The sequence below is a fragment of the Sphingomonas sp. FARSPH genome (genome assembly GCF_003355005.1).
GTDB lineage: Bacteria > Pseudomonadota > Alphaproteobacteria > Sphingomonadales > Sphingomonadaceae > Sphingomonas.
This window is the reverse complement of record NZ_CP029985.1, coordinates 2,199,070-2,224,701: the sequence shown is the minus strand read 5'-3', so window position 1 is coordinate 2,224,701 and position 25,632 is coordinate 2,199,070. Positions and strand designations below refer to the sequence as shown.

At 67.7% G+C, this 25,632-nt stretch carries 31 protein-coding genes; 16 read left to right on the top strand and 15 right to left on the bottom strand.

Annotation, left to right across the window (positions count from 1 at the left end; genetic code table 11):
* The first annotated feature begins 45 nt into the window (after positions 1-45).
* Both DM480_RS10575 and DM480_RS10570 read left to right on the top strand, forming a co-directional pair.
* Positions 46-1,314: an ATP-binding protein gene (locus tag DM480_RS10575; protein ID WP_232833961.1), complete on the top strand. Its 1,269-nt coding sequence runs from the start codon at positions 46-48 to the stop codon at positions 1,312-1,314.
* Positions 1,311-1,859, top strand: coding sequence for a response regulator transcription factor (locus DM480_RS10570; RefSeq protein WP_115378865.1), 549 nt, complete (start codon positions 1,311-1,313; stop codon positions 1,857-1,859). The genes DM480_RS10575 and DM480_RS10570 overlap by 4 nt, the downstream gene beginning before the upstream one ends.
* Before the next feature lie 132 nt (positions 1,860-1,991).
* Here the strand turns inward: DM480_RS10570 and DM480_RS10565 are convergent, their stop codons facing one another.
* Both DM480_RS10565 and DM480_RS10560 read right to left on the bottom strand, forming a co-directional pair.
* A complete protein-coding gene (locus tag DM480_RS10565; RefSeq protein WP_115378863.1) occupies positions 1,992-2,291 on the bottom strand; it encodes a polyhydroxyalkanoic acid system family protein in 300 nt (99 codons plus the stop codon).
* Positions 2,288-2,731 carry a VOC family protein gene (locus DM480_RS10560; protein WP_115378861.1) on the bottom strand — a complete coding sequence of 148 codons (444 nt, stop codon included), beginning with the start codon at positions 2,729-2,731 and terminating at the stop codon, positions 2,288-2,290. Before DM480_RS10560 ends, DM480_RS10565 begins: the two co-directional genes overlap by 4 nt.
* A gap of 155 nt (positions 2,732-2,886) precedes the next feature.
* On the opposite strand from DM480_RS10560, the gene lnt reads away from it, so the two are divergent.
* The gene (lnt, locus tag DM480_RS10555; RefSeq protein WP_115378859.1) at positions 2,887-4,416 is read left to right on the top strand and encodes an apolipoprotein N-acyltransferase; all 1,530 of its coding nucleotides are present in this window, start codon (positions 2,887-2,889) and stop codon (positions 4,414-4,416) included.
* Positions 4,417-4,456: 40 nt separating this feature from the next.
* A complete protein-coding gene (gene metK, locus DM480_RS10550; RefSeq protein WP_115378857.1) occupies positions 4,457-5,659 on the top strand; it encodes a methionine adenosyltransferase in 1,203 nt (400 codons plus the stop codon).
* 93 nt (positions 5,660-5,752) lie between these two features.
* Here metK and DM480_RS10545 read toward each other — a convergent pair whose 3' ends face one another.
* The 3 genes from DM480_RS10545 to DM480_RS10535 all read right to left on the bottom strand — a co-directional run bounded on the left by DM480_RS10545 (position 5,753) and on the right by DM480_RS10535 (position 7,369).
* Positions 5,753-6,112 (bottom strand): PilZ domain-containing protein, encoded by a 360-nt coding sequence (locus tag DM480_RS10545; RefSeq protein WP_115378855.1) that lies wholly within the window; start codon positions 6,110-6,112, stop codon positions 5,753-5,755.
* A 64-nt stretch (positions 6,113-6,176) separates the two neighbouring features.
* Positions 6,177-6,572 (bottom strand): hypothetical protein, encoded by a 396-nt coding sequence (locus DM480_RS10540; RefSeq protein ID WP_115378853.1) that lies wholly within the window; start codon positions 6,570-6,572, stop codon positions 6,177-6,179.
* Positions 6,569-7,369: a formate/nitrite transporter family protein gene (locus DM480_RS10535; RefSeq protein ID WP_115378851.1), complete on the bottom strand. Its 801-nt coding sequence runs from the start codon at positions 7,367-7,369 to the stop codon at positions 6,569-6,571. The genes DM480_RS10540 and DM480_RS10535 overlap by 4 nt, the downstream gene beginning before the upstream one ends.
* A 105-nt stretch (positions 7,370-7,474) precedes the next feature.
* Here DM480_RS10535 and trmB point away from each other — a divergent pair, with 105 nt between their 5' ends.
* Positions 7,475-8,155, top strand: a complete 681-nt coding sequence (gene trmB, locus DM480_RS10530) for a tRNA (guanine(46)-N(7))-methyltransferase TrmB (protein ID WP_115378849.1) — start codon at positions 7,475-7,477, stop codon at positions 8,153-8,155.
* Between the two features lie 10 nt (positions 8,156-8,165).
* On the opposite strand, the gene DM480_RS18805 is transcribed toward trmB, so the two are convergent.
* From DM480_RS18805 to DM480_RS10510, 3 genes are read right to left on the bottom strand one after another with little or no spacing between them, the layout of a single operon-like run.
* On the bottom strand, positions 8,166-9,071 hold the full coding sequence (locus tag DM480_RS18805) for a DUF4169 family protein (RefSeq protein ID WP_332871304.1): 906 nt from the start codon (positions 9,069-9,071) through the stop codon (positions 8,166-8,168).
* Between the two features lie 9 nt (positions 9,072-9,080).
* Entirely contained in the window at positions 9,081-9,626 is a 546-nt protein-coding gene (locus DM480_RS10515) for a 3'-5' exonuclease (RefSeq protein ID WP_115378847.1), read from the bottom strand.
* Positions 9,627-9,659: 33 nt separating this feature from the next.
* On the bottom strand, positions 9,660-10,751 hold the full coding sequence (locus DM480_RS10510) for a GNAT family N-acetyltransferase (protein WP_232833960.1): 1,092 nt from the start codon (positions 10,749-10,751) through the stop codon (positions 9,660-9,662).
* A gap of 96 nt (positions 10,752-10,847) precedes the next feature.
* Here DM480_RS10510 and DM480_RS10505 point away from each other — a divergent pair, with 96 nt between their 5' ends.
* Both DM480_RS10505 and DM480_RS10500 read left to right on the top strand, forming a co-directional pair.
* Positions 10,848-11,297 (top strand): DUF2721 domain-containing protein, encoded by a 450-nt coding sequence (locus DM480_RS10505; protein ID WP_115381160.1) that lies wholly within the window; start codon positions 10,848-10,850, stop codon positions 11,295-11,297.
* Positions 11,294-11,689, top strand: a complete 396-nt coding sequence (locus tag DM480_RS10500) for a DUF4345 domain-containing protein (protein ID WP_115378845.1) — start codon at positions 11,294-11,296, stop codon at positions 11,687-11,689. Before DM480_RS10505 ends, DM480_RS10500 begins: the two co-directional genes overlap by 4 nt.
* A gap of 56 nt (positions 11,690-11,745) precedes the next feature.
* Here the strand turns inward: DM480_RS10500 and DM480_RS10495 are convergent, their stop codons facing one another.
* Entirely contained in the window at positions 11,746-13,326 is a 1,581-nt protein-coding gene (locus DM480_RS10495; protein ID WP_115378843.1) for an amidase, read from the bottom strand.
* A 122-nt stretch (positions 13,327-13,448) separates the two neighbouring features.
* Here DM480_RS10495 and DM480_RS10490 point away from each other — a divergent pair, with 122 nt between their 5' ends.
* Positions 13,449-14,690 carry an MBL fold metallo-hydrolase gene (locus DM480_RS10490; RefSeq protein WP_115378841.1) on the top strand — a complete coding sequence of 414 codons (1,242 nt, stop codon included), beginning with the start codon at positions 13,449-13,451 and terminating at the stop codon, positions 14,688-14,690.
* Between the two features lie 234 nt (positions 14,691-14,924).
* Here the strand turns inward: DM480_RS10490 and DM480_RS18735 are convergent, their stop codons facing one another.
* From DM480_RS18735 to DM480_RS10480, 3 genes are all read right to left on the bottom strand, one after another.
* Positions 14,925-15,059 (bottom strand): hypothetical protein, encoded by a 135-nt coding sequence (locus DM480_RS18735; RefSeq protein WP_269801924.1) that lies wholly within the window; start codon positions 15,057-15,059, stop codon positions 14,925-14,927.
* Positions 15,060-15,210: 151 nt separating this feature from the next.
* Positions 15,211-16,524 (bottom strand): chloride channel protein, encoded by a 1,314-nt coding sequence (locus tag DM480_RS10485; RefSeq protein ID WP_115378839.1) that lies wholly within the window; start codon positions 16,522-16,524, stop codon positions 15,211-15,213.
* Positions 16,525-16,696: 172 nt separating this feature from the next.
* Entirely contained in the window at positions 16,697-17,518 is an 822-nt protein-coding gene (locus DM480_RS10480; protein WP_115378837.1) for a ferredoxin--NADP reductase, read from the bottom strand.
* 219 nt (positions 17,519-17,737) lie between these two features.
* Between DM480_RS10480 and uvrB the strand changes: the two genes are divergently transcribed.
* The 3 genes from uvrB (at position 17,738) to DM480_RS10465 (ending at position 20,595) form a co-directional block, all read left to right on the top strand.
* Positions 17,738-19,939 carry an excinuclease ABC subunit UvrB gene (uvrB, locus tag DM480_RS10475; protein WP_115378835.1) on the top strand — a complete coding sequence of 734 codons (2,202 nt, stop codon included), beginning with the start codon at positions 17,738-17,740 and terminating at the stop codon, positions 19,937-19,939.
* Positions 19,940-20,021: 82 nt separating this feature from the next.
* The gene (locus DM480_RS10470; protein ID WP_115378833.1) at positions 20,022-20,303 is read left to right on the top strand and encodes a type II toxin-antitoxin system RelE/ParE family toxin; all 282 of its coding nucleotides are present in this window, start codon (positions 20,022-20,024) and stop codon (positions 20,301-20,303) included.
* Between the two features lie 34 nt (positions 20,304-20,337).
* The gene (locus DM480_RS10465) at positions 20,338-20,595 is read left to right on the top strand and encodes a HigA family addiction module antitoxin (RefSeq protein ID WP_232833959.1); all 258 of its coding nucleotides are present in this window, start codon (positions 20,338-20,340) and stop codon (positions 20,593-20,595) included.
* Here the strand turns inward: DM480_RS10465 and DM480_RS10460 are convergent.
* A complete protein-coding gene (locus DM480_RS10460) occupies positions 20,592-20,978 on the bottom strand; it encodes a PRC-barrel domain-containing protein (RefSeq protein ID WP_115378830.1) in 387 nt (128 codons plus the stop codon). The two genes, DM480_RS10465 and DM480_RS10460, sit on opposite strands and share 4 nt — an antisense overlap.
* Positions 20,979-21,095: 117 nt before the next feature.
* Here DM480_RS10460 and DM480_RS10455 point away from each other — a divergent pair, with 117 nt between their 5' ends.
* Together DM480_RS10455 and DM480_RS10450 are read left to right on the top strand one after the other, a co-directional pair.
* Positions 21,096-21,656, top strand: a complete 561-nt coding sequence (locus DM480_RS10455) for a hypothetical protein (protein WP_115378828.1) — start codon at positions 21,096-21,098, stop codon at positions 21,654-21,656.
* 555 nt (positions 21,657-22,211) lie between these two features.
* Positions 22,212-23,411 carry an IS256 family transposase gene (locus DM480_RS10450; protein WP_062127390.1) on the top strand — a complete coding sequence of 400 codons (1,200 nt, stop codon included), beginning with the start codon at positions 22,212-22,214 and terminating at the stop codon, positions 23,409-23,411.
* Positions 23,412-23,467: 56 nt separating this feature from the next.
* Here DM480_RS10450 and DM480_RS17935 read toward each other — a convergent pair whose 3' ends face one another.
* Positions 23,468-23,974 carry a hypothetical protein gene (locus DM480_RS17935; protein WP_125471497.1) on the bottom strand — a complete coding sequence of 169 codons (507 nt, stop codon included), beginning with the start codon at positions 23,972-23,974 and terminating at the stop codon, positions 23,468-23,470.
* A gap of 62 nt (positions 23,975-24,036) precedes the next feature.
* Between DM480_RS17935 and DM480_RS10440 the strand changes: the two genes are divergently transcribed.
* The 3 genes from DM480_RS10440 to DM480_RS10430 are packed head-to-tail and all read left to right on the top strand — an operon-like array spanning position 24,037 to position 25,002.
* Positions 24,037-24,273, top strand: coding sequence for a helix-turn-helix transcriptional regulator (locus tag DM480_RS10440; RefSeq protein WP_232833958.1), 237 nt, complete (start codon positions 24,037-24,039; stop codon positions 24,271-24,273).
* Positions 24,273-24,785, top strand: coding sequence for a hypothetical protein (locus tag DM480_RS10435; protein ID WP_115378822.1), 513 nt, complete (start codon positions 24,273-24,275; stop codon positions 24,783-24,785). Before DM480_RS10440 ends, DM480_RS10435 begins: the two co-directional genes overlap by 1 nt.
* Positions 24,786-24,813: 28 nt before the next feature.
* Positions 24,814-25,002 (top strand): hypothetical protein, encoded by a 189-nt coding sequence (locus DM480_RS10430; protein ID WP_115378820.1) that lies wholly within the window; start codon positions 24,814-24,816, stop codon positions 25,000-25,002.
* Between the two features lie 144 nt (positions 25,003-25,146).
* Here DM480_RS10430 and DM480_RS10425 read toward each other — a convergent pair whose 3' ends face one another.
* On the bottom strand, positions 25,147-25,581 hold the full coding sequence (locus DM480_RS10425; protein WP_232833957.1) for a hemerythrin domain-containing protein: 435 nt from the start codon (positions 25,579-25,581) through the stop codon (positions 25,147-25,149).
* Positions 25,582-25,632 lie beyond the last annotated feature (51 nt).

The following is a 25,632-nucleotide window of genomic DNA, read 5'->3' as shown; positions in this document are numbered from 1 at the left end:
ACAGCCACGTGCCAACCCGCCGCCCCGGCGTTATAGCTGAACACCATGGCTCCCTCCCCCGCCCGCGCCGATGCCGCCAGCCAGCGCAATATGCGCCAGCTCGTGCTGCTGCGCTGGCTGGCGGTCGGCGGACAGCTCGCGGCGATCGTCGTCGTCCATTATTGGCTGGGCATCCGCCTGCCGCTCATCCCGATGGTGTCGGTGCTCGGCGGCCTCGTCTTCCTCAATCTCGTCACGCTGCTGCGGCTCGCGCGCTGGCCGGTGACGCACGCGGAGCTGTTCGGCAGCCTGCTCGTCGATGTCACCGCGCTGACCGTGCAGCTCTACCTCAGCGGCGGCGCCACCAATCCGTTCGTGCTGCTCTACCTTCTGCAGGTCGTGATGGGCGCGGTGCTGCTCGAAGTCTGGGCAAGCTGGGCGCTCGTCGCCATCACCGGCGCGGCGTTCGCGCTTCTCGCGATCGAGCATCGCCCGCTGCTGCTCCCCGCCGACCTCGCGACCAGCCTGTCGCCCGTCTATATCCTGGGCAGCTGGTTCGCCTTCGTCCTTGCCGCGGTGCTGCTCGTCCTGTTCGTGACGCGCATCGCCGCCAACCTGCGCAGCCGCGACGCGCACCTCGCCGAAATGCGCCGGCGCGCGGCGGAGGAGGAACAGATCGTGCGCATGGGCCTGCTCGCCAGCGGCGCGGCGCACGAACTCGGCACGCCTTTGTCCTCGATCTCGGTGCTGCTCGGCGATTGGAAGACGGAAAGCGCGATCCGCGCCGATCCGCGCCTCGCCGCCGAGGTCGACGAGATGCAGGCGGAGGTGAAGCGCTGCAAGGCGATCGTGTCGGGCATCCTGTTCGCCGCCGGCGAGGTGACCGGCGAGGCGCCCGCACGCACGACGCTGCGCCGCTTCCTGACCGGCATCGTCGACACCTGGCCGGGCGACGTCACGTTCGAGGATCGTCTGGGCCACGATCGCCCGATCGTCGCCGACCGCGCGCTGGCGCAGGCGCTGACCGCCTTGCTCGACAATGCGGCGGAGGCATCCGCTACCCGCATCGCCTTCGTCGCGGCGACCGATGCCGACGACCTGATCCTGTCGGTGCAGGACGACGGCATCGGCTATCCTGCGCAGGTGCTCGAAAGCCTGGGGCGCCCCTATAACAGCAGCAAGCCGCGGCAGGGCGCGGGGCTCGGCCTGTTCCTCGCCACCAACGTGCTGCGCACGCTCGGCGGCACGCTGGAGGCGCAGAATCTGCCCGGCGGCGGCGCGGAGACGCGGCTGACGCTGCCGCTCGCCAGCCTCGCGCTCGAGGAGGATGCATGACCGATACCGCCGCCGCCGACGCACGCCGCCTGCTCGTCGTCGAGGATGACGCCAGTTTCGCCCGCACGCTGGCGCGCAGCTTCGAACGGCGCGGCTATCGCGTCCAAATGCTGCCGGGGCCCGACGGGCTCGAAGAAACGGCACGGCAGTTCCGGCCGACGCATGCGGTCGTCGACCTGCGCCTGGGCGGCGCCTCCGGCCTGACCTGCGTCGCGGCGCTGCATGGCATCGATGCGGCGCTGAAGATCGTCGTGCTCACCGGTTTCGCCAGCATCGCGACCGCGGTCGAGGCGATCAAGCTCGGCGCGACCAATTACCTCACCAAGCCCGCCAACACCGACGATATCGAGGCCGCCTTCGCGCGCGAGGGCGGCGATGCGGAGGTCGACATCTCCGCCGCGCCGACGTCGATCAAGACACTGGAATGGGAGCATATCCACCAGACGCTGGCGGACGCGGACTTCAACATCTCCGAAGCCGCACGGCGGCTCGGCATGCACCGCCGCACGCTCGCGCGAAAGCTCGACAAGCGGCATATGGGGTGAGAACGGAACGGTAAAACCTTTGATGCGGTCATCCCCGCGCAGGCGGGGATCCAGACAGGCGACCGTCACGATCCAGCCGAACCGTCAGCGACTCTGGATTCCCGCCTGCGCGGGAATGACGGTTTTTGCCGTCTACCGCAGCAGCTTCGGCGCCTCCTGCTGCAACACCTCGCGGATCTTGCCCGAGAACATCGCGAGGAACATCGGCACGTCGACGACCATATGGACATTGTCCGCGCTCACCGTCGCGCGGGTGGCGAGCGCCTGGCCCATCGCCTCGACCTTGAAATGCAGCGTGTCGCCGTCCCAGCGCTGCTCGGTGATCGCGCCGCCAGGGATCACCTTGCCGATCTTGCCGATCCCGCCGTCGAGCCGCGCCTTCGCGCCCTCCAGGCCGAGCTGATGGGGGATGTTGACGTCGATCTGGCTCATGCCGGTTCCTTTTCCCGTGTATCCGTCGCGAACAGCATCGCGTCGTCCGCGAACGCCTTGAACTCCAGCGCGTTGCCCGACGGGTCGTGGAAAAACATCGTCGCCTGCTCGCCTATCTGGCCCGCGAAGCGGATATGCGGCGCGATCCCGAAGGTCACGCCTGCCTCTGCCAGCCGGTCGGCAAGCGCCCGCCAGTCCGCCATCGTCAGCACCACGCCGAAATGCGGCACCGGGACGTGATGGCCGTCGACCGCATTGGCCACCGCCACCGGCTGCGCCGCCGGGTCGAGATGCGCGACGATCTGGTGGCCGTACAAGTCGAAATCGATCCACTGGTCGCTCGAACGCCCCTCGGCGCAACCGAGCAGTCCCCCGTAAAAGGCGCGCGCGGCGCCAAGGTCGTGGACCGGGAAGGCGAGATGGAACGGGCGCAGGGTCATGGAAATGTGATACGCCGGGGTTACGCACGCGTCACCTATCAACGTCATGCCGGGCTTGTTCCGCCATCCACCGTGCCGCAGAGAGCAGCGCGTTTCGACTTGCGGCGCGATGGATGCCGGAACAAGTCCGGCATGACGAAAGACGACGAGAACCGATGACCCGCCGCCCCGCCCCTTTCGCGATCCTGTTCGGGGCGCTCGCCGCCTGTGGTTTCGCGCCGCTGCAGCTCTGGCCGCTGACCCTCATCGGCCTCGCCGCGATCGCCTGGCTCGTCCATGCCGCGCCGACGGTGAAGCGCGCCGCCTGGATCGGATGGTGCTGGGGCGTCGGCCATTTCACCGTCAACGACAATTGGTTCCAGCACGCCTTCGACTTCCAGGACAAGATGCCGCCCGCGCTCGGCTATTTCGCCGCGGTCGGGCTGGCGCTGTACCTTGCGATCTTTCCCGCGCTCGCGGCGTTGGCGGCATGGCGGCTGGGGCGGCGCGGACGGCCCGACGCGGCATACGCCTTCGTCTTCGCCGCCGCGTGGATCGGCAGCGAATATCTGCGCAGCGTGCTGTTCACCGGCTACGCTTGGGACCCGATCGGCGTCGTCTGGCTGCCCGTCATCGGCGTCGCGCGCCTCGCTGCGCTGATCGGCACCTACGCGCTGTCCGGCGTGACGATGCTCGCCGCCGCCGCGTTGCTGCTACTGCCACAGCGGCGCTGGGCGCTGCCCGCAGGCGTCTTCGCGCTCCTTGCGATCGCCGCGCTTGCCGCACCCCTCTCCCGCGCGCCCGACGCCGCGCCGGACGCGCCGCTGCTGCGCACTGTCCAGCCGAATATCGGCCAGGACCAGCGCAGCGCGGACGATGGCGAGCGCGTGCTCGACGCGCTCGCCGCATTGTCGGGCAAACCGGGCCCGCGCCCGCGGCTGATCCTGTGGCCGGAAGGCGTCGTGCGCGATTTCATCGAAACCGGCTACCCGCGCTGGGCCTACGGGCTCTCCAGCCCCTATTACACGCGCTGGCGGATGGCGCGGCTGCTCGGCCCGCGCGACGTGCTGCTCACCGGCGGCACCGCGCTGAAATTCGATACGGCGGGCGACGTCAGCGGCGCCGCCAACACGATCTTCGCGATCGATTCGCGCGCGCGCATCCTCTACCGCTACGACAAGGCGCATCTCGTCCCCTATGGCGAGTATCTGCCGCTGCCCTGGCTGCTCAAGCCGCTGGGCCTCGCGCGCCTCGTCCCCGGCGACATCGATTTCGACGAAGGCCCCGGCCCGCGCACCTTCACCGTCCCCGGTTTCGGACCGATCGGTTTCCAGATCTGCTACGAGATCATCTTCTCGGGCCAGGTCGTCGACGAAGCGCGTCGGCCGCGGCTGATCTTCAATCCGTCGAACGATGCCTGGTTCGGCCGCTGGGGCCCGCCGCAGCATCTGGCGCAGGCGCGGATGCGCGCGATCGAGGAAGGGCTGCCGATCGTCCGCTCGACGCCCACCGGCATTTCCGCGGTGATTGCCGCGGACGGCCGCCTGCTCGCCGCCGTCGCGCACCAGCGCGCCGGCGCCGCCGAAGTGCCGATGCCGCCCGCGCTGCCGCCGACCCCGTTCAGCCGGCTGGGCAATTGGACGGCGCTGCTCGTCGGCCTGCTCTTTGCCGCGGCAGCGATTGCCATCCGCCGCCGCGCGCGATAGGGCACATATAACGACATCTTTATATCGTTATGAGGCTGTGATGCGCGGTTCCTATATCTTCACCTCCGAGTCCGTTTCCGAAGGGCATCCCGACAAGGTCGCCGACCAGATCAGCGACGCGATCGTCGATCTGTTCCTGTCGAAGGACCCCGAGGCGCGCATCGCCTGCGAGACGCTGACCACCACCAACAAGGTCGTGCTGGCCGGCGAGATTCGCTGCAAGGGCGTGTTCGAGAACGATCAATGGGCCGATGGCGCGCTCGACGAGATCGAAAATGCCGTGCGCGAAACGGTCAAGCGCATCGGCTACGAACAGTCGGGCTTCCACTGGCAGACGTTCGACTTCTCGAACAACCTGCACGCCCAGTCCGCACATATCGCGATGGGCGTGGACGAGAGCGGCAACAAGGACGAGGGCGCCGGCGACCAGGGCATCATGTTCGGCTATGCGACCGACGAGACGCCCGGCCTGATGCCCGCGACGCTCTATTATAGCCACAAGATCCTCGAGAAGATGGCCGCGGACCGTCACTCGGGCGCCGCCCCCTTCCTCGAGCCCGACGCCAAGAGCCAGGTGACGCTGCAATATGAGAATGGCGTGCCGGTCAAGGCGACCGCGCTCGTCGTTTCGACGCAGCACAATGCCGATCATTCGAACCCCGAAGGCCAGGCGCGCCTGCGCGACTACGTCAAGGGCGTGTTCGCTGAGATCCTGCCCGACGGCTGGCTGCCCGAGGACGACAAGATCTACGTCAATCCGACCGGCCTGTTCGAGATCGGCGGCCCCGACGGCGACGCCGGCCTGACGGGGCGCAAGATCATCGTCGACACCTACGGCGGCGCGGCCCCGCACGGTGGCGGCGCGTTCAGCGGCAAGGATCCGACCAAGGTCGACCGTTCGGCCGCCTATGTCGCGCGCTATCTCGCCAAGAACGTCGTCGCGGCGGGCCTCGCCAAGCGCTGCACGATCCAGCTGAGCTATGCGATCGGCATCGCCGAACCGCTGTCGGTCTATGTCGACACGCACGGCACCGGCACGGTCGCGGAAGAGACGCTGGAAGCGGTGCTGCCGCAGCTCGTCCGCCTGACGCCCAAGGGCATCCGCGAGCATCTGAAGCTCAATGCGCCGATCTATGCGAAGACCGCCGCCTACGGTCACTTCGGCCGCGAGCCCGACGGCGCGCTGTTCACCTGGGAAAAGACCGATCTGGTCGACCGGCTGAAGCAGGCGGTCGCGGCGTAACGTCGCGGCCCCCGCCGGCACCGCCGATACGAAAAAAACCCCGGGGCGACCCGGGGTTTTTTCTGTGCGTCGTCGTGAAAACCTGCTTGCGGTTCAGCGGCGATAGGCGTGGCGGATGTCGCTCATCCAGCCGACCTGTACCCCGCCGATCTCGGTGACCCCCGCGGTGCGCGGCTTGCGCGCCTCGTCCAGGTTGACCGGCTGTTCGAAGCGTAGCCCGGCAAGCCGCTCGGTGACCCACATCACCGTGCCGTCCAGCTCGCGCAGCGTGCCCATGTCGAGCTTCAGCCCCATGCCTGGCGTCAGTTCGCCGGTATGTTCGATGCACGCACCGGTCAGCGACAGATTGCGCACGCGACGCTCGATCTGCCGGTCGCTGCCCGGGATGGTCACCATCGCACGAACGATGACGGTGCTGCGCTTCTGCCTCGGGTTTTCGGTCAGGTCGTCCATAAGGGTCCTCTTGGCGCCGTTATGCCCGAGCCGTAGTAACCAGAAGGTAAATGTAACGGCCCGATCAGCGCTTTCGACCGGGGTGCCGGCCTTCGCGGACCGCACGCACTGCCCAGTCGATCGCGACGCCTGCCGCCATGTCGGCCAGCGGGTGCGCGGGTGTTCCCTTGCCATCCCCGCTCGACAGCAATCGCGTACGCGCCGTCGCCCCGACCGCCGCGACCAGTTGCGCGGCGAGCATGCGGCCGCCGCCGCCGACCAGCTTCGGCCGGCGGGCGACGACACCGATCGCGACGGTGCCCAACGCCACCGCCAGCATCGCGGGATGCCGCTTCAGCTCGCGCACGACATCGCCGACCGCCTCCGCAGCGGCGGCGACGACGCCGTCGCCCGCGGGCGTTGCCGTGTCCTCGTCCCGGTCCTTGATCACGGTGGCGGGCAAAGTCGTCGTCGCGGTCATGCAAGCTCCTCCGGCATTTCGCCGCGCACCTGGGCATGGGCGAGCAGCGCGAATATCCCCGCGCCGCCGACCAGATTGCCCAGCACCGCCGGCGCGATCAATTCCAGTATCGTGCGGACGACATCCGTCTGCCCACTGAACAGCAGCAGGAACGCCTGATCCGACCCTACCACCGAATGGCTGAACCCCGCGATCGTCACGACATAGGTGAAGGCAAGGATCAGCCAGAAACTCTGGCTGCGCGCGCTGGGCAACACCCAGGCGAGCACCGCGATCAGGAACCCCGCGGGAATCGCGTTGACGAAGGTCCGCGCCGGCGACAGTTCGGTGATCTTCCGCGCAACTGCCACCGCCGCCTCGCGCAGCGCATCGTCGCCGATCGCCCCGGTCGCCACCCCCAAAGCGGCGAGGGCGGTGCCACACAGATTGGCGAACAGCACGATGGTCCACAAACGCACCGTCCGGCGCAACGCCCAGGCCGACGGCCGCGTCACCAGCGGCAGCATCGCGGTGATCGTGCTTTCGGTGAACAACTGCATCCGTCCGAGCACGACGAGCAGGAACCCGACCGGATAGCCCAGCCCGACGAGCAGCGGACGCCAGGGCGTGTCGGGCAGATGCGCATACAATGCCGCCTCGACGATCAGCGACGTGCTGATCGCGACGCCCGCCGCCAGCCCCGACCAGAACAGCGACATCGCAGGGCGGCGCAGTTCCGCCTCCCCCTCCTCGCGCACGGTGCGGTGCAGGTCCTTGGCGTCCGCCGCCTTCAGGTCGTCGTCGTGCGTGTCCGCCATTTCGCTTCTGTAACGGGCAAGCACGCGCTTTTGCTCCGCGGCGCCCTGCCCTTTCCGACCGCCCGTTTTGCCAGCGACGCGTGATGCGGTTAAGGCCGCGCTCCCATGAACGATCCCGTTTCCATCCGTCGCCTCTACGGCCGCCGCCAGGGCCACAAATTGCGTCAGGGCCAGGCCGCGCTGGTCGAGGAATTGCTGCCGACCGTCAGCGTGCCGGAGGACGGCGCGCTCGACGCGATGCGCCTGTTCGGCGACGACCGCCCGCTGGAGGTGGAGATCGGCTTCGGCGCGGGCGAGCATCTCGCCGGCCAGGCGGCGATGCGCCCGGGCACCGGCTTCATCGGCTGCGAGCCGTTCCTCAACGGCGTCGTCGGCGCGCTCGGCCATATCCGCGACGGCGCGCTCGCGAACGTGCGCCTGCACATGGGCGATGCGATCGAGGTACTGGAGCGCCTGCCCGACGCCAGCCTGTCGCGCCTCTACCTGCTCCATCCCGATCCCTGGCCCAAGGCGCGCCATGCCAAACGCCGCATGGTCAACCACGGCCCGCTCGACGTCATCGCCGCCAAGCTGAAGCCGGGCGCCGAATTCCGCCTCGGCACCGACGATCCCACCTATTGCCGCTGGTCGATGATGGTGATGAACCAGCGCCGCGACTTCACCTGGACTGCTGAAGGCCCGCAGGATTTCCTGACCCGCCCCGCCGACTGGCCTGAAACCCGCTACGAACGCAAGGCGCGCCGGCAGGGGCACGAGGTCTGGTATTTCCGGTATATCCGGCAATAGGCGGCGCGCGTCATGTCAGGCTGAGCGAATCCTCGTTCAGCCGCGCGATCTCGTTGACCACGCCCGACGTCTGGCGCGCCAGATCGCGCACCTCGTCGGCGACCACCGCGAAGCCGCGGCCCAGTTCGCCGAGCCGCGCGGCCTCGATGCTGGCGTTGAAGGCGACGATGCGCGTGTTCGACGAAATCCGCGCGACGCCCGCGAGCAGCGCGCTCGCCTGCCGGGCCAGCATTTCGCGCCGTTCGTCCTTGCGGCGCAGGTCGCGCTCGTGCGTCACGTCGATAAAGGTCAGGATCGCGCCGCCGCCGCGGCGGGGATCGAACCGCACCTCGAACACCTTGCCGTCGTCGAAATGATGATCGACCGCGACGGGCACGCCCTTTCGGCTCCAGTCGCGGTGATTGGCGTGGACCCGCGCGATCCGATCGGCGGACCAGCCGACCGCCTTGCCGACGCAGGCCAGATATTCCGCGACGGACGATCCCGGCCCGACCTCGCCGATCGCAAAGCCGAAGATCGCGCCGACGTGCCGGTTGATGAGGCAGATGACCTCGTCGCCGTCGTACATGACGATGCCATGCCGCACATGCGTCATGACGAGGTTGAGTTGCTCGGAAGCATCGATCGCGGTCAGCATAATGCTCCTTGTCCACGATCGGAGGTAGGTCGCACTGCTTAACGCGGTCTTACGCCGCCTGCCTTGGCCAAATGCCGACAATCGGGCGCGGGGGCGGGCGCCTCGATCGTCCCGCTTCGCGCCATCCAGCGTGCGCTCGATGCGCGCGCGGTCGGCTGCGTCGTTGACCTTTTCCGCCTTCGTCCGCCCGAATTTCGCGCGATTGGCCTCCGCCGTGCGCGCGGCGTCCGCGCGCGCCTTCGCTTTGCGCGCCTGACGCAGGTTGATGATCTCACCCATACGCCGCGTCTATCGCGCCGCCAGCTCGCGCGCCACCGCGCGGACGCGGCGGTAGGTCGCGAGTTCTCCACGCGCATCGGCCAGCGCGCGGTGCGCGGGGGGGCCGCCATCGTCCGCGGTCGCGATCCGTACCGCTTCCTCGACCAGCGCGCCGACGCGTTCGCGCGGCACCGTCGCCGCCAGCACGTCCGCCGCGCCGTCGCGGAACGCCTCGTCCGTGTCGCGCAGGCGCAGGCTGTGGCGCGGCAGCTTCGCCGCACGCAACAGCGCGCTCAGCCACTTGCCGTCCCACGACGGCGCACTCGCGAACAGGTCGTGCCCGGCAAGCGCGTCGACCATCCGGCGCGCAACGACGTCATGAGCCGTGCCGTCCCGCTCCAGCGTTTCGCGCGCGATATGATGCACCGCTTCGGCCGCCGGGTCCCAGTCGTCCCAGCGTTCGGGCGGGCGGATCAGGTGGCTTTCCTCGCGCCCGTCCTCGAACACCCAAGCCACCTCGATCGGATAGCTGGTCTTGCCGAGCGAGGACGCCTCGAAATCGATGAATATGCGCATGAACCCCCTAACGCGCCGGCCGGCCGCGCGGGCTCAGTGTCGCTGACCCGACCGCGCCCACATCCCCCGCAGCATCCGTCCCGCCAGCGCCGGCAGACCGGGCCGCAGCAGCAGCCAGTCGCGGATCGCCGGCCCCTTGTCGGCGCCGATCACCTGTTTGTACCCGCTGTCGCCCGCGCCCCAATCGACGCGCGCGACGCCGCGGCCCAGCGCCTCGACGAGGTTGCGGTAATAGAGCAGCTTGCCCGGCGAATGCTTGGCATAAGCGGGGTCGTAGCTGTTGGCGATCGCATATTTTAGGTCGCCGGCATCGATATCGAACGAAAACGCCGCCGGCCGCCCGTCGATCGTCAGCAACGCCGCACGCAGCATCGCCGCCACCACCGGATCGGCCGCCGCCGCGCGCCAGAAGGCGCCGTGGCCGGTCGCGGTGAATTTCGCGTCGCTGCCGTCGGTGCGCGACGCGATCCAGCTCGCCTCCTCCACCGCCGCCAGCCGGTCGAACGCCGCGGGCCAGTCCGCACCGGTCAGGAAATGCCAACCCGGTTCGCCATGCGCCGCCAGATGCTTTTCGTGGAAGCGGTTCTTCCGCAACGTCGAATTGCGCGGCCAGCCGCCGTCCGCCTGCAACGCCGCCATGTCGAGCAGCCAGCTGTCCGCGACGAAGCGCGGCATCGCACACCAGCCCGCCCGCCGCGCCGCCGCGATCAGCGGCATCGCGCTGGCGTCGTCGTCATAGACCGGGCCGATGCGCAGGCCGTTGACCGCGCCCGCCAGCGCGTCCAGCGCCGCGTCCCACACGCCCTCGCCGATGCCGTATGCGACCGGAAAGCTGCGGAACGGCCAGTAACTGCCCGGCACCGCCGCCAGCCGGAGCGGCCCCGGCCCGAAGCCGACGAACGGCAGCGCGAGCACCGCACGCTGGTCCTCTTCCACCACCAACGTCCGCGCCGCGCCGCCGTATGCCGCGAGCGCCGCGGCATACCAGCCATAACGCAGGAAGGCGTGGCTCGCCGGCCCCGCCGCCGCGACCGCATCGATCGCGGTCGCCAGCCCGTCCGCGACGGTCGCGCGCAGCGATGGCGGCAGCCGCTGGAAATCGGCGAGGAGCATCGGCTTGGTCACGTGCACCGCCTTATCCCCCAGGAGTTACCAACCGGTGCAGCCATAGGGCCGTTTACGCCCCTTCCGCTACGGCGCGTCCCCCCTATGATGTCCACCATGCCGACCATGCCCGCCGTCACCACCATCGCGCAGACTATTCAGCTATCGCTGGCGCCCGTGTTCATGCTGGCGGCGATCGGCCAGATCCTCAACGTCCTCGCCGGCCGGCTCGCGCGCGTCATCGACCGGGCGCGGGCGCTGGAGACGCTGCTGGGCGACATCGACGGCGACGAGGCGGTGCGCCGCAAGTGGGAACTGAAGCTGCTGGACGAGCGGATGTCGATCATCAACGGCGCGTTGTTCCTGGCGGTGTCGAGCGCGGTCATGGCATGTATCGTCATCGCGATGCTGTTCGTCGCCAATCTCGCCAAGCTGCATATCGGCACGTGGATCGCGCTGGCGTTCATCGTCGCGGTGTCGCTGCTGATCCTGTGCCTCACCGCCTTCATGTGGGAAGTGCGCGTGTCGCTGCGCGCGATCCACGTCCGCAAGGAGATCCTGGCATGAGCGCGCGTCTGGAACTGCGCCTCTTGCAGGTGGTGGTCGCGATCGCCTGTCTCGTCCCGCTCGCGATCGGCGGCCTCGGCATCCTGCGCGGCCCCGGCTTCCTCGGTCATCCGCCGGTCGTTCCGCGCGATCTCGACAGCCATTTCCGCTACGTCTCGGGCATCTTCTTCGCGGTCGGCGTCGCCTTCGTTACCTGCATCCCCGACATTGCCAACAAGGGCCCGCGCTTCCGCCTGCTCGGCGCGCTGATCGTCGCGGGCGGCTGCGCGCGTGTCGTCTCGCTCGCCAGCGTCGGCGCGCCGTCGGCGGGGCATCTGTTCGGGCTGGCGATGGAGCTCGGCGTCGTCCCGCTGCTGATGTTGTGGCAGGCCCGCGTCGCGCGGCAGGGGTAGAGACGGCCTGCTCCTGACCCCGGACCTGATCCGGGTGACGCGCAGGCGCTCGTGGATCACCGCACCCCGTCCAGCCCCGCCCCCACGTCCGCCTGCGCGCGATACGTCGGTGCCACGCGCGCCTTCGCCCGCTGCTCATACGCGTATCCCGCGCCGAGCACGCTCGCCTCGCCCCCCTTGGTCGCGATGAACGACAGCCCGACGGGCAGCCCCTTCGCCAGCCCCATCGGCACGGTCAGATGCGGATAGCCCGCGATCGCCGGCAGTTCGGATGCAGACGGCCCATTATACTGGTCGCCATAGACCGGATCGCTCAGCCACGCGCCCGCATACGTCGGCTCGATCAGCACGCTGACCCCCGCCGTCTTCAGCATCGCATCGATCCCCTGCGCCCCGGCCAGCCGCAGCGACTTGGCGCGCGCCGCCTTGTACGCCGGATCGTCCAGCCCGCCCGTCTTCGCCGCCATCTCGAAGATTTCCTGGCCGAAGAACGGCATCTCCTGCGCCGCATGGTCGCGGTTGAACGCGATCAGCGCATCGAGCGTGCGCGCCGTCACCGCAGGCGGCGTGGTCGCCAGATAGCTGTTGAGATCGGCCTTCAATTCGGTCTGCAGCACCAGGAATTCGGCATCGCCGATCCCCTCCAGCTTGGGCGGCGTCACGTCGACCAGCACGGCACCGGCGGCGCGCAGCACGCCGAGCGCCGCTTCGTATCGCGCCGCCACGTCCGCGGGCAGATCCTTGGGCCGGATCACGCCGACGCGCAGGCCCGACAGCGCCGCCGTCGTCAGGCCGGCGGCATAATCCTTGCGCACCGCACCCGCCGTCGCCGGATCGGCGGGATCGGGCGCGACCATCGCGGAAAACAGCAACGCGACGTCGCGCACGCTGCGCGCCATCGGCCCCGGCGTATCCTGGCTATGGCTGATCGGCACGACATGCGTGCGGCTGACCAGGCCGATCGACGGCTTCAGCCCGACCAGCCCGTTGATCGACGACGGGCAGACGACCGACCCGTCCGTCTCCGTCCCCACCGCGGCCGTCGCGAAGCTCGCCGCCACCGCTGCGCCGGAGCCCGACGACGACCCGCAGGCGGTGCGATCGAGCGCATAGGGGTTTTTCACCAGCCCGCCGACCGCGCTCCACCCGCTCATCGCATGCGTCGAGCGGATGTTCGCCCATTCGGAAAGGTTGGTCTTGCCCAGGATCACCGCGCCCGCGCGTCGCAGCTCCGCCACCACCGGCGCGTCGCGACGCGTGACATTGTCCTTCAGCGCCAGGCTGCCCGCGGTCGTCGCCATCCGGTCCGCGGTCTCGATATTGTCCTTGATGAGGACGGGAACGCCGTGCAGCGGCCCGCGCACCCGCCCCGCCTTGCGCTCTGCGTCCAGCGCCCTCGCCTGGTCGAGCGCATCGGGGTTGATCGCGATGACGCTGCGCAATGCCGGTCCGCTGCGGTCCATCGCCGCGATGCGGGCGAGATAGGCGCGGGTCAAATCGACGCTCGACGCCTCCCCCTTGGCCATCATCGCCTGCAACTGGTCGATCGACGCTTCGTCGACCTTGACCGTCTTCGCCGCCGCGCCATGCGGCACGGCGGCCGCACCCAGCAGAAAGGCCAACAGAATCCGGCGCATGCATTCCCCCTTTGAGACGATCGTCGATGCTATCGGCTCCACGCCGCAGCGCAAGCGGGCTTGCCCGGTGAACCGCAATCGCGCACCTGCGTTGGTCGCGATCCTCTTGTCCTGGACTGTCTGTGGCCACAGCGCTCAAGATCATCGGTGCCATCCTCGTCATCGTCGTCGTCGTGATCGGCCTCGGCATCACGATCGTGCCGCGTTTCCTCGACCGCCTCTATTACGAGGGGCCGGACAGCGACCATTACGACGGGCAACGCTTCTTCAACCCGGACGGGGACGGCGACACCTTGCGCATGGCGCCCGCAGGCGGCAGCCGCGCGGGCTTCCTGTGGCGCCAGCTGACCGGGCGCGACGGCCGCCCGGCCTGGCCCGCAAGCGTCGCGGTCACGCCCGATCGCCCGCCCGCCCGCGTCGAGGGCGACGCGATGCGCGTCACCTGGGTCGGCCATGCCAGCGTGCTGATCCAGACCGCGGGGCTCAACATCCTGACCGATCCCGTCTGGGTCGACCGCGCCGGCCCGCTCGGCTTCGGGCCGAAGCGCGTCGCCGCGCCCGGCATCCGGTTCGACGATCTGCCGAAGATCGACCTCGTGCTGGTCAGCCACAATCACTACGACCATCTCGACCAGGCGACGCTGAAGCGCCTGTGGCAGCGCGACCGGCCGCAGATCGTCACCAGCCTCGGCAACGACAGCGTCATCGGTCAGGTCGGGGCAAAGGCGACCGCGCTCGACTGGGGGCAGGCCGCGACACTGGACGCGACGGGTCTGAAGGTCACCCCCGTCGCCCCGCGCTGCGGCGAGAGCATGTGGTGCCGCGGCGACCGCGCGCAGGTGATCGTCACGCGCAACCATCACTGGGGCAGCCGCTGGTTCACCGATCGCAACCGCGCGCTCTGGTCCAGCTTCGTCGTCCGCCTGCCGGGCAATGGCGGGAACATCTTCTTCGCCGGCGACACGGGCTTCGGCGACGGCAACTGGCCGCGCGAGGCGGCGGCCTATGGCCCGATCCGCTTCGCGATGATCCCGATCGGCGCGTTCCGCTTCGTGCCCCGCCAGATGTCGTCGGGCAGCCACGTCGGCCCCGCCGAGGCCGCGCTGATCCACCAGCGCCTCGGCGCCGCGCACAGCCTCGCGATCCACTGGGGCACCTTCCGCCTCTCCTACGAAGGCTACGACACCCCGCCCCGGATGCTGGCGGAGGCGATGCAATGCACCCACGGCACCGGCTTCGCCGCGGCAGAGATCGGCATGCCGTTCGAGGTCCCGCCCTACACCGCCCCCGCGCAGACGCCCCCGCTGACCCGAGACGCGATGCTACGCTGCATGGACACGCCGGCCGTTAAGGCGCTGCGCTGACGGTTGGCTGCGCTTACGGTTGAAGGGCGGCTGCAGAAGATCTGCTTTCGGGGAAAAGCGGACGTTAAACGTCACCTGCAAGCAACGCGAAAAGAATATACCCACCGAAGAGGACGAGCAGAATCGTCCCGGCAATCGCACGGCCCAGGAACGTCCGATTGGGGTAGGGAGGTATCGCCATCCTTGATGCTACGCCTTGTGGGTGAATGTCCGCTATTGGGCTGGTGCTGGCAGTTAGGGTTTCCTGCGACTGCGCCAATCGCGAATGGCGATCTGAATAAACTTCGCCGGAATAAATATAGCAATCGCAACCACCAGCAGGGCGATCACCCCCAAGGCGATGATGAACCAAGGGTCCTCGTTTCCCATAAAGCGACCTTAGCGCGATATGAAATGCCCGCTAGGGGACAATAGCGGCACGTCCGAATGTAGGCGGGAGCGGACATTTACAGCTTACAAAAGCGCCCTTTCGACTGGTCAATCCGCCAATCCTAACCATCCGGACAAGACGAACAGCCCCTCACCGAAACGTCTGCGCCAACCCGTGGTACAATTTCTCCCGGCACACTGCGCGGCTCGCCCAGTCGGCGATGAACGCCACCGCGAACATCGGCAGCAACAGCCCGCGGCTCGCGGTCGTTTCCGACAGGATGATCACCGCGGTCAGCGGCGCGCGCACGACGCCCGCGAAATAGGCGGTCATCCCCAGGATCACGACCGCGCCCGCCGGATCGCCGGGGAACAGCGCATGTAGCAGGTTGCCGACGCCCGCGCCCACCGCCAGGCTCGGCGCGAAGATGCCGCCGGGCAGCCCCGCGACCGCGGTCGCCAGCGTCGCCAGCGCCTTGGCAGGCCCGAACCACAAGGGCGCGTCGACGCCGACGATCATCGCGCGCGCCGCCGAATAGCCCGTGCCCCACGTCAGCCCCGACGTCGCGATGCCCAGCCCCGCGACGACCAGCCCGCACAGCCCGGCGAACACGATCGGCCGCATCTTGCTCACCTGCGTGATGCGATGCGCGCCGCTCGCGAAGCCCAGCATGATGCGCGAGAACAGCCCGCCGAACGCGCCGCCCATGACGCCCGCGACCGGCACGATCAGCACCGCGGTCGCCAGCGACATGTGCGCGCCGATCGCACCGAAATAGATGTAATCGCCCATCAGCGCCTGCGCGGTGATGCCCGCGACGACGATCAGCGACAGGACGAGCAACGTCACCTTCTGCTCATAGGCGGCGGCGAGTTCCTCGATCGCGAACAGCACGCCCGCCAGCGGCGTATTGAACGCCGCCGCGACGCCCGCCGCGCCGCCCGCGACGATCACCGCCGCGTTGAGCGGCACGCGCAGCGCGCGGTGCGTCACGCCCATCACCGCGGCGGCGATCTGCACCGTCGGCCCCTCGCGCCCGACGCTGGCGCCGCACAGGATCGCGCCGATCGTCAGCAGCACCTTGGCGCTCACCGTCTTCACCGAGATCAAGGTGCGCGTCGCGCCATCGGGGTCGGCGCGCGCCGCCATCACCTGCGGAATGCCCGACCCGCGCGCCAGCGGCGCAAACCGCCGCGTCAGCCACACCAGCGCCATGAACCCCAGCGGCGTCGTGAGAAGCGGCAGCCAGTGCCAGCGCCGCGCGTAATTGCCGAACATCAGACCCGTCGCGTCCGACGCCTGCGCGAACAACACCGCGACGATACCGATCGCCACCGCGCCGGTCAGCACCGCGATCCGCCGCCGGAAGCGCAGGCTGGTCGGCCCGCGCGAGCGCAACAAGGCGCGGAAACGTCGAGGCGTCCACCCGCGCGGGCGACGCGGCGGCTGGGCTTCGCCGGTCATCCGCGCCGCGGTAGGCGAAAGGGGGGGAATGGTGAAGCCCATAAAGCCCCTCCCCTTCAGAGGAGGGGTTGGGGTGGAGGCCGCAGGCAAGGCCCTTGCGCGGGCCGGTCTCTGCGAGACGCCGCCCCACCCCAACCCCTCCTCTGAAGGGGAGGGGCTTATCCCTACGCGCTCAATCGACGAACGCGCGCTCGATCACATATGTCCCGGGCTTGGCGTTCGACCCTTCCTCGAACCCGATGCCGTCCAGCATCTGCGCCGTCTCACGGATCATCGCCATCGACCCGCACAGCATGATCCGGTCCGTCTCCGGGTCGAGCCTCTTCGGGCCTTGCACCGGATCGCCGAACAGCGCCGCGCTCTCGATCAGGTCGCCGATCCGCCCCGTCGTGCGGAACGGCTCGCGCGTCACGGTCGGGATATAGTGGAACTGCGTCGCCGCTTCCTCCGACACGAGCGGATCGTCCGCCAGCCGCGCCTGCAGTTCGTCGTGATAGGCCAGGTCGCTGACCTGCCGCACCGAATGGACCAGGATCACCTGGTCGAACATGCCGTACACGTCCGGATCGCGCGCCAGGCTTAGGAACGGCGCAAGGCCCGTGCCCGTCGAGAAAAAGAACAACCGCTTGCCGCCGACGAGCGCGTCCGTCACCAACGTGCCGGTCGGCTTCTTGCCCATATAGACCTCGTCGCCCGGCTGGATCAGCTGCAGCTTCGACGTCAGCGGCCCGTCCTCGACCTTGATGGACAGGAACTCCAGTTCCTCGGCATAATGCGGGCTGGCGACCGAATAGGCGCGCATGATCGGCTTGGCGTTTTCATCGTCGCCGGGCAGGCCGATCATCACGAACTCGCCCGAGCGGAAGCGGAACGACGCCGGCCGCTCGACCGCGAAGGAGAACAGGCGGTCGTTCCAGTGGCGCACCCACAAAACCTTGACGTTCAGGAACGCCTTCGTCTCGGGGATCAGCACGGGGGCACGGGTATCGGTCATTGCACGCTTCGGGTTGTTCGCGAAGCGGTCGCAATATGGGTGCGGGCGGGACGGGTCAACCAAAGCGAAACTTGCAGCCACCCCAGTGCTCCTGCGCACGCAGGAGCCCAGAGCCGAATAGCGCAACGCCCGTGACCCTCCGCTCCTGCGTGCGCAGGAGCACATGGATGTTCCCGATCCGTTGCCACCGTCCGCCTCCGCCCCCATATCCCTGCATCTATGGCCATCCAGATCCGCACCAGCCTCGCCGAGCCGGAAACGGGCGAAAGCTTCGTCCCCCACCGCCCCGCGCGCCCCGACAAGGTGGAAGGCGGCAAGCGCTTCGAACTGGTCAGCGAATATACGCCGTCGGGCGACCAGCCGACGGCGATCCGGGAATTGACCGAAGCCGCGCGCGCCGGCGAGAAGGACCAGGTGCTGCTTGGCGTCACCGGCTCGGGCAAGACCTTCACCATGGCGAAGGTGATCGAAGAACTGCAGCGCCCCGCGCTGATCCTCGCGCCCAACAAGATCCTCGCCGCGCAGCTGTACGGCGAGTTCAAGAGCTTCTTCCCCAACAACGCGGTCGAATATTTCGTCAGCTATTACGATTACTACCAGCCGGAGGCCTACGTCCCGCGATCGGACACGTATATCGAGAAGGAAAGCTCGGTGAACGAGTCGATCGACCGGATGCGCCACTCGGCCACCCGGTCGCTGCTCGAACGCGACGACGTCATCATCGTCGCCTCCGTCTCGTGCCTGTACGGCATCGGCTCGGTCGAAACCTATTCGGCGATGATCTTCGACCTCAAGAAGGGCCAGACCGCCGACCAGCGCGAGATCGTGCGCAAGCTCGTCGCACTCCAGTACAAGCGCAACGACGCCGCCTTCGCGCGCGGCAACTTCCGCGTGAAGGGCGACACGCTCGAAGTGTTCCCGTCGCACTATGAGGATACCGCCTGGCGGATCAGCTTCTTCGGCGACGACATCGAGGAGATCGTCGAGTTCGATCCCTTGACCGGCAAGAAGATCGCCAGCCTCAACTCGGTCCGCATCTATGCGAACAGCCACTATGTCACGCCGGGCCCGACGCTGAAACAGGCGACGGAGGCGATCAAGCACGAGCTCAGCGAACGGCTCAAGGAACTCGTCGCCGAGGGCAAGCTCCTCGAGGCGCAGCGGCTTGAGCAGCGCACCAATTTCGACCTCGAGATGATCGCCGCCACCGGCAGCTGCAACGGCATCGAGAATTACAGCCGCTTCCTCACCGGCCGCCTGCCCGGCGAGCCGCCGCCCACCCTGTTCGAATATCTGCCCGAAAACGCCGTGCTGTTCGTCGACGAAAGCCACCAGACCGTGCCGCAGATCGGCGCGATGGCGCGCGGCGACCACCGTCGCAAGATCACGCTCGCCGAATATGGCTTCCGCCTGCCGTCGTGCATCGACAACCGCCCCTTACGCTTCAACGAATGGGACGCGATGCGCCCGCAGACGGTCAGCGTCTCGGCGACGCCCGGCACATGGGAGATGGAGCAGACCGGCGGCGTCTTCGCCGAACAGGTCATCCGCCCCACCGGCCTGATCGACCCGCCGGTCGAGATCAAGCCCGTCGAGGAACAGGTGCAGGACCTGATCCAGGAGTGCAAGGCGACGACGGCGAAGGGCTATCGCAGCCTCGTGACGACGCTCACCAAGCGCATGAGCGAGGACCTCACCGAATATATGCACGAAGCGGGGATCAAGGTCCGCTACATGCATTCCGACGTCGAGACGCTGGAGCGTATCGAGCTTATCCGCGACCTGCGGCTCGGCGTCTACGACGTCCTCATCGGCATCAACCTGTTGCGCGAGGGCCTCGACATCCCCGAATGCGGGCTGGTCGCGATCCTCGACGCGGACAAGGAAGGCTTCCTGCGCTCCGAGACGTCGCTGATCCAGACGATCGGCCGCGCCGCGCGCAACGTCGACGGCCGCGTCATCCTCTATGCCGACCGCATCACCGGCAGCATGGAGCGCGCGATGAACGAGACGTCGCGCCGCCGCGAGAAGCAGGAAGCGTACAACCGCGAACACGGCATCACGCCCGCGACGGTGCGCAAGAACATCGGCGACATCATCGCGCACGTCGCCAGCCAAGACCAGGTGACGGTGCCGATCGATGAGGACGGCCAGCGGCCGCACATGGTCGGCCACAATCTGCGCGCCTACATCGAGGAGTTGGAAAAGAAGATGCGCAAGGCCGCCTCCGACCTCGAATTCGAAGAAGCCGGCCGCCTCCGCGACGAAATCCGCAGCCTCGAACAGGAAGAACTCGGCCTCCCCGTCGAACAGCACAAGGCGCCGATCATGGGCCGCAGCAACGAAGGCAAGCCGGGCACACGCAAGACGCGTTACGGCAAGCAGCAGAAGATGCGCATGGGGGGCTCACGGAGCCGTTAGTCATGTAGGATGCGCTTCTACATGTGACGGCGGTAGTAGCGGATGATGAGCCGGCTACGGATCGAGTGGAAAGGATGACGCCATGATCCGCAGCTTCGCCGACCCCGAAACCGAACGCATCTGGAACCGTGATCGCAGCCGCCGACTGCCACCCGACATCCAGCAGCGGGCGATGCGGCGGCTTACGTTGCTCGATTCGGCGCAGAGCCTCGAAGAGATCGGCAACCTGAAAGGCAACCGCCTCCACGCCCTCAAGGACGATCGCGCAGGCCAGCATGCGATTGCCATCAACATGCAATGGCGGGTATGTTTCGTATGGAAGGACGGAGACGCCCATGACGTCGAGATCACCGAGTATCACTGATCCGGACTGGCTCGACAACGAGCATGCGGGCCAGTTGCTGGTCAGCGAATTTCTCGAGCCCGAGGAATTGAGCGTCGCGCAACTCGCGCAGGCAATCGACGCGTCGCAGGATCACATCCAGGCGGTGATCGATGGCGGCCGGCCTATGGATGCAGAACTCGACCTCCGCCTCGCGCGATATTTCGGCATGTCAGAGGGGTTCTTCCTCCGACTGCAGGATCGCTACGAAATCGTGGAAGCCAAGCGCGCCCTGAACGACGCGCTCGACCGGATCGTACCGCGCGCCGCTTAACCCGCGGCGAGATCCTCGGTGCCGACGCCGTAATAGCTGGCGACGCGATCGGCATAGGCCTGGTCGAAGACCGGCGCGTTGTTCGACCAGCTCGGGCCGCCTTCCAGCATGCGGCGGTCGATCGTGATGACGTACAGGTCGCGCACCGGGTCGAACTGCAGCAGGTGGAAGGGCACCGGGTAGAAGCTCTTGCCCATGCCCAGGAACCCGCCCAGGCTCAGCACGGCATGGGTGGTGCGACCCGACCCCTTGTGCACCATCAGCGCATAGACCGACCCGACGACGTCGCCGTCGCGGCTTTCGACCTTCAGCGTCTGGGCGACGTTGGTCTGCGCCAGCAATTGCGTGGCGGCGGTGGTGGCGGCGGACGCGTCGGCGGACATGGCAGCTCCTTATGCGAAATGATACGGCATTGATGCAGATGAACCGCCCGGCCGCCACGGCGGTTCCCGGACGTGCCGCCTTGAGACGCCCCGGCGCATCGCCCATAAGCCGCGGCCATGCGCCTTCGCCTTTCCGCCGTCCCGATCGCCGCCGCCGCCGCGACCGCCTGCGTTCCGCAGGTCGCGCCGCAGTCCGCGCCTACGCCGCTGCCGACCCGCGTCGTCTTGCAGGCGGCGCCGCAACCGGTGGCGCAGCCGATCAGCGACGATTGGCGCGACTGGCCCGTCACGCCGGGGACGTGGACGTATCGGCGCGACGCGCGCGGCGGGCTCGCGCTGTTCGGCCCGGCGGGCAGCGATGCCTTGGTCTCGCTGCGCTGCGACCGCGCGGCGGGGCGGCTGTATCTGTCGCGCGCGGGCAGCGTGGCCGAACCGCTGACCATCCGCACCACCAGCATGGTGCGCGTCGTGGCGATGCAGCCGACCGGCGGCACGCCGCTTTATGTCGCCGTGGCGCTCGCGCCCGACGATCGCCTGCTCGATGCGATGGCGTTCAGCCGCGGCCATTTCACCATGGAGGCCATCGGGCAACAGGCGGCGGCGCAGCCGGCTCCCGGCACATTGGTCATCCCCGCCTGGGCGGAAGTCGGCAGGGTGATCGAGGATTGCCGCGGCTGACGCGCCCAAGAGAGCGGGCTGCGCGGGACCGGGGTTACGCGCGGGGAAGCGCCGATTCTCGTCCAAACTTTGCGACAAAACAAGCCTTGTATGTTGCTTCGGGCTTACGCACATTGCGGGTGTGGCGAGGGTCCTCGGCACATGGCTATCACAAGCGAAAGGAGGTGATCCGATGTCTCATGGTTCAGCAATGGGGTCGGTTCAGTTCGTTCGGGGGACTGGCTTCTAACACCCGTTGACGCCGCATCGGGGGGTATCCTCCCCCAATCAACGGTGACGGCAAGGGTTGAAGAGGCCTCATGGTTTCCCGGGCTGGAGCTCTCCGGCCGCTGACCATGTTGAGGGGTTGTCGGGCAGACCCGGGAGGGATGCCCGGCAACCTCTTCTCATTTGTGGCTGAGGGCGCACGCCGCCAGTCGCGCTGGCGTCGAGACGCCCCAGCCCGGCCAGCGTCGCAACGCGACGACTGACGACGCGGCTTCGCGGCGGCGTAGTGCGGGACTGTCAGGAATTTTGTGCGGGAGGCCATAGGATGGAATGGAAGGGACCATCGATATGGCAATCGACAAGGACGTTTTGGACCAGCTTCTGGCTGGTCGTGACCCGCAGGAGCTGTTTGCAAAGGACGGTCTGCTCGACGAGCTGAAGAAGGCGTTGTCGGAGCGGATGCTGTCGGCTGAGCTCGACGATCATCTGGAAAGCGAAGGCGCCGCAGGCACCATCAACCGGCGCAACGGGTCATCGAGGAAGACGATGCTGACGGGCACATCGAAGGTGACGCTGGACGTGCCACGCGACCGGGCGGGGACGTTCGACCCGAAGCTCATCGCCAAATACCAGCGCCGTTTCCCCGACTTCGACGACAAGATCGTCTCGATGTACGCGCGCGGGATGACGGTGCGCGAAATCCGCGGGCACCTCGAGGAGCTGTACGGGATCGACGTCTCGCCGGACCTGATCTCGACCGTCACCGATGCGGTGCTGGAGACGGTTGCCGAATGGCAGGGTCGGCCGCTCGACGCCTGCTATCCGCTGGTGTTTTTCGACGCGATCCGGGTGAAGATCCGCGACGAAGGGTTCGTCCGCAACAAGGCGGTCTACATCGCGCTGGGCATTCAGCCGGACGGGACCAAGGAGGTGCTCGGCATCTGGATCGAGCAGACCGAGGGGGCCAAATTCTGGCTGCGCGTCATGAACGAGCTCAGGAACCGCGGCGTCGCCGACATCCTGATCGCCGTCGTCGACGGCCTGAAGGGGTTCCCGGAGGCGATCAACGCTGTCTTCCCCGAGGCCATCGTCCAGACCTGCATCGTCCATCTGATCCGCAACAGCATGAGCTTTGCGTCCTGGAAAGAGCGCAAGTTCATCGCCCAGGCGTTGCGCGGCGTCTACCGTGCCGAGACGCCCGAGGCCGGCATGGCTGCGCTGGAGGCGTTCGAGGCAGGCCCCTGGGGCCAGAAACACCCGGCCATCGCCATAAGCTGGCGGCGACACTGGGACCAGGTGATCCCGTTCTTCGCCTTTCCCGAGGGCGTCCGCCGGATCATCTACACTACGAACGCCATCGAGGCCCTGAATTCGAAGGTTCGCCGTGCCGTCCGTACCCGCGGCCATTTCCCCGGTGACGATGCCGCGATGAAGCTGTTATATCTCGTGCTCAATCACGCGGCGGACGAATGGAAGCGCCCACCGCGCGAATGGGGTGAGGCCAAAAGTCAGTTCGCCGTAATCTTCGGTGAGCGCTTCGTCATCTAATGACGGTAACCGGCCTCCCGCACAAAATTCCTGACAGTCCCGCGTAGTGCAGGGTATCACGGTCCGCTTACCTGCAAATCTATCCGCCATCCTTGGCATGTGGACGCTGCCGCGATCACATCATCTTTCGAGACGGCGCTGGACACGACGAGGACGTCATCGCGCCAGTGCACATGCACCGGTGTCACGCCGGAAAACGCGACGGCCCGGCATGATAGCCAGCGCGACGACGGCAGCCACGCCGGCTGCACCCACACGATGCGCGAAAAGCCGTTCAGTGCACCACAATCCGTCATGTCGACCCGCGCCATGGACCACCCATCCGGCGAGGTCGATTGTCCGAACATGGTCGTCTTGCACATCGCTTCCCCCGCCGAACCGAGCAGCGCCGTCGACGCAAGGAGGACCAGCGCCCCACAGCCGCAACCCGCTTGCAGACGTTCACCACCCGTCAGATCCCGCTTACCCGACATAATGCTGAAACAAGCATACAGGCAGCGTCTGCGCCAGCTTGGATGCGACAGTGCATGTGTGCAGGCGACATGCCAATGCCGGGCAACCATCAGGCCGCGTCCACTCAAAACGAATCGTTGTGTAAACGCAACATATCATCTATGATCTGCGCATGTATAACCGCATCGCCCTCTTCCGCAACGACCGCGGCGTGTCGCGCCGCGATCTGGCGAAGGCGGTCGGCGTCAATCCGCAGACAATCGGCTATCTGGAGCGCGGCGATTATAATCCCAGCCTCGAACTGGGGCTGAAGATCGCCGCCTATTTCGACGTCCCGGTCGACCTAGTCTTCTCGCTCGCCCCCTTCCCCTCGCTCACCGACGCACTGCGCCGGGCCGGAGACGCCTGATGGGTTACGACAGCCGCCGCTGGACGGGCCGCTACGCGCCGGGCGAGATGCCGCCCGAGTTCGCGGGCGGGCGTCCCTATCGCAACCGGCGCCTGCGCTGGTATCTGCTCGCTGCGGTGATCGGCAGCCTCGCGCTTGCAATCGCGCAGCCGTTCTTCCCCGATGCGCACGGCTCCGGCCTGCCCGTCGGCTGGTTCGTCGTGACCGCGCTGTTCAACGTTTCGCGCGGCCGGTCGCCATTCGCGCGCAACCAATGGTACGTCGCCCGCTATGATGAGTTCGAGCGCGAGGCGGTGCTGCGCGCGACGCAGAATGCCTATCGCGTCATCGTCATCCTCGCGATCGCTGCGCTGATCTGGTGCGCGGTTGCATCCGCGCATGCGCTTGTCATGCCGCATCGCTGGGGCGACTGGGCGGCCTGGGCGCTCGCGCTCGCCGCCATTGCTTCCAACCTCCCTGCGCTGTTCGCCGAATGGGCGATTCCCTTCCCAACCGACGAGGACGCCGCATGAGCTATCGCGACGGCTACGCTTTCCGCGAATGGCAGGCGAACGAGATGAAGCGGCGCCCGCGACGCTATTGACCCTGGGCCTCGTCTTCGTCCTTGCCATTCCCGCCATGGCGATGACCGGTGCCGGGGACCACGGCACCATCATCCCCAATGCGATGCTGATGAGCAGGCTGCTGTTCCTCAACTCGCCCTTTTCGCGTGACGCGTGGCTGACCTAGCGCGGCTTTTGCTGCCTATAACGAGTTCGCGCGCAGCGCGCTGTCCGACGCGATGCCCCGTGCATATCGGATCGACCGAACCGCCGCCTCGCCCACCGTCTACGTCAGTTGGACGATCCGCTGGCAGGACGACGCGGCTTCGCGTCAGCCCGCGCCGCGGCCGACCGCGGGTGGACTGGCGGGGAGCAATGCGTAAAGCATCGTCTCCTCGCGGGCGATCCGCTGGCGCAGCGCTTGCAGGATACGCCGCGTCTCGGCACCGAATTGGCGCCAGTCCGCGTCGATGCGCTCGGCGGGCCAGTCCGCGATATAGGCGCGGTATTTCTCCGCCAGATCGCCCATCTCGTCGGCGAAGCGCGTCGCCATCGCCGCGGCGCGCGGATCGCGGCTGGCCTTCAGCCGCGGATAGAGAAGCGTGTCCTCTTTCGCCAGATGCGCCAGCAGCTTGCGCGTCATCGCCCAGCGCAGCCGCGCGACCGCCGCATGATCGGGCACCGTCTCAGCGATGCAGGCGACGAGCTCTTCGCCAAGCCCCAGCAGTTCGTCATGCTCGGCGGACAGCGTGGCGCGGCTAAGCATGGTGGCCCTTCCCGATCGTTACCCCTCGCGCATCGCCGTTGGCGATACGGC